This window comes from Mycobacterium sp., assembly GCF_052144515.1.
GTDB lineage: Bacteria > Actinomycetota > Actinomycetes > Mycobacteriales > Mycobacteriaceae > Mycobacterium.
The window spans coordinates 1-3,294 of sequence record NZ_JBKQQD010000119.1 but is presented as its reverse complement, the minus strand read 5'-3'; the positions used below and the strand labels follow the sequence as shown (position 1 = coordinate 3,294).

Here is a 3,294-nt window from a genome sequence, read left to right as displayed (position 1 = left end):
GCAAAAGCCGTGCAACGGCATGGAAGGGGACCTGGCTGGTGTGCGACTCGCAGAAGGCGGTGAACACTTCCACGCCACGCCGCCCCGCCAGCACCGCTACCTCGCGCACCAGGCGGCTCTTACCGATGCCTGGTGATCCCACCACGCCGACCACAGCGCCGTGCCCGTCGATGGCACGATCCAACAAGCCTTCGACGGCGGACAGCTCCCACCGGCGACCGACCAGATTGGACTCAGCATGCGTTGCAGAGCGATGCTGTTCTCCCATGCTCAACAGGCGATAAACGGTGACTGGCTCGTCGGCACCCTTAATACGGACTATCTCCGGTTCATCTAGAGCCGCTGCGCCGTCAACCAGTCGTGCGGTGGACGCGCTGAGCATCACCCCACCTGGCGGGGCGACCGACTCCATCCGCTGAGCCATCCCCACCTGCTCGCCAATGGTGGTGTAGCCGAACGATCTTGAGCCGATTTCACCGGCGATCACCTGACCGGAATTGAGACCAACACGCAACTGCAGATCGATACCGTCCCGGTTCTTAACCTCAGCGGCCAACCGGGCGGTCTCCTCTTGGATGCCCAGCGCCGCCAGACAGGCACGAACGGCGTGGTGTTCCAATGCCACCGGCGCGCCGAACACGGCCATGATCCCGTCGCCGGTGAACTTGTCCACCTTGCCGCCGTAGCGTTCTACAACTGCGGCACAGCGGTCGGCGAGGTCGGCCATGATCTCCCGCAACCGCTCCGCCCCCACCGCCGCGGCGATGTCCATCGAATGCACGACGTCGGCGAACAGCACCGTCACCTGCTTGTACTCCGCGGGTTTCGCCGCTGTCGACACCGCCGCACCGCATTCCAAACAGAACTTCGCGTTTTGTGGCAGCTCGATACCACACGATGAGCACACCAATCCCGTCGCGGTCATGGCAGTGCCTCGGCCCAGGCTATATGCCCTTCAAAACCAAGCTCCTTGGCCGTCTTTCGGTAGCGATCCCGATAGACCCGGTAACCGGTCTCGTCGCCATGAGCCCTGGCTAGCAGCGTGCGCAGTTGGAGCAGCGTGATGTCGCGCAATACCCAACCTTCGTCTCCCGGAAGGTTCGCCAACCGGTCAATCGCCTCTTGGGCTTCAGCTAAGTCACTATCGGCGCCACGGTCCAGCAGAGTCTGCACCAAAGCGTTGTTGGCCCCAAGCAAATACGCGAACTCCCCCCGCGTAAACAACTCATCCACAGCCTGCCGCAGGACCGGAATGGCGCCATCGCGGTCGCCGCGCGCGGCCCGCTCCCGTGCGAGATATAGGTCGACGACGGGTACCCAATGCAGAAAGGACCGCTCGCGCAGCCATCTGTCGCGCAGCTGCGCCACCAACTCCAGTCCGCGCTGACGGTCAGCGGGGACACGCCGAGCCGCCAGCGCGATAGCCCATACGAACTTGGCGAAGCTCAGCGCGGTGTCGTCGCTTAAGCCCTCCGCGGTCTGCACAGCCTCCTCGATCTCGCGCATCGCGGTGTCGTCGGCCAGAAGCACCCCGGCCCCTATCCCGAAGCCGTACTTGTACGAGACGACCATGGCGTAGGTTGCCGGGTCGGTGCTTCGGGCCATCGCAACGGCATCGTGGAGGTCCTGACGCCACCCGTCACGACCCAGCCAGAATCGAGCAAGGCCACGCCATACCAATGCCACCGCTAGCGGCGATCCAACGATGAGGTTGCCCTTGGCGGGGTCGCCATCGGCCCAATCGATGACGGTCTGCGACCACCGGAAGATGTCGGCGAATTCACCGGTATCGAATCTGATGGCCATTGGCAAAAACGCCACCCCAATGGTCAAGCTCGGATCGCCGATCGACTCCAGCAGAGCCATCTGCTCGGATGCCAGTCGCGACGCCTCGTGCACGCGCGCAGACCACAGGGACTCGATTGCCACCCCCGTCATGCCGACGGCCAGTGACGCCTTGTCCCCGGCGGCGGCGCACAACTCCCGCAATTCATCAAAGCGGTCGGAGACGCTGGCATGGACACGAAAGGCGGTCCCGCACAACATGGCGCGAGGGGCAATACGCATGGCCGCTCGGTCCTGGTCATCAGCGGGCAAGGCGTCGGCGATCCTTTGGGCACGCTCCCAGCTCAATCGCGCCGCTGCGATGTCGCGGTTGGTGGCCCACGTCGCGGCCCGCATGTGCCAGCCGTAGGCGGGGTGCAGATCACCGGCAGCCTCCAAATGTTCGGCAATCAGCGCGGCGTTCTCCTCGACCGCTGCCGGGTCACGTGACTCAATCGCGGCCGCGACGCGCCGGTGCAGCTCGGCGCGATCGGATTTGAGCTGCGATTCGTAGGCCACCGTCCGAATCAGCGGGTGGTGGAACACATACTCGGGTTGCCGGGTGAACCTCACCTGATCGACGAATTCGGCGGCCACTAGGTCCTCAAAGAGGGGCTCAATGCCCAGCGTTTCGAGCAGGCCACGGCTGAACCGCGAGCCAATGACCGCCGCAGCACTCAAGGTGCGCTTAGCTTTCGGGTCGAGCCGGTCGATGCGAGCGGCGATGGTCGCCTGCAAAGTGGCAGGCACGTTGGCCTCGCCGACATCTGCGGTGGACACGTAGGCCCCGGTCTGTCCCTGCAGCACGTCGCGCTCAGCCAGGTCGCGCACGATCTCCTCGGCGAAAAACGGATTACCAGCGGCCCGCTCGGCGATCGTCTGGCCCAGCGCAGCAGCCGAGGGGTCCGGACCGAGCAGCCCCGAGATCAATGCTGCGGTTTCTGAATCACTCAGCGGCGCAAGGGCGATCGTCTGAGCACCGGCCCCCTGGCTCAACACGCCTCGATATTCCGGGCGGTAGGTCACCAGCACCAGCGACGGCGTCTGCGGGATCACGGTAAAGAAATCGGCCAGCAGCGACTCGCTCACCTCGTCTATCCAGTGCGCGTCCTCGATAACAAAGACAGCCGGTTCGGTGCGGGCCAGCGACGCGGCATTGACCAGCGCAGTCAACCGCCGCCGCCGCGCATCAGGGTCGATCTTGGGCAGCTTCACGTCGGGATCGGCGATGCCCAGCAAGTCGTCGAATAGCAGCAAGTCCTCGGGGTCTGCGTCAGGAACCCGGTCGCGCACTCGATCGCGAGCGGTCTGCCCGTCAAGTCCCTCGACACCGGTGGCCGCGCGCAAAAGCCGTGCAACGGCATGGAAGGGGACCTGGCTGGTGTGCGACTCGCAGAAGGCGGTGAACACTTCCACGCCACGCCGCCCCGCCAGCACCGCTACCTCGCGCACCAGGCGGCTCTTACCGAT

At 64.9% G+C, this 3,294-nt stretch carries 2 protein-coding genes; both read right to left on the bottom strand.

Annotated features, from left to right (window positions below):
• Positions 1-925, bottom strand: a 925-nt coding sequence (locus ACLP9N_RS07415) for an adenylate/guanylate cyclase domain-containing protein (protein WP_442406780.1), incomplete at its 3' end; no start/stop codon positions are given.
• The coding region (locus ACLP9N_RS07410; protein WP_442406779.1) for an ATP-binding protein at positions 922-3,294 on the bottom strand (2,373 nt) is incomplete at its 5' end. The genes ACLP9N_RS07410 and ACLP9N_RS07415, both read right to left, overlap by 4 nt.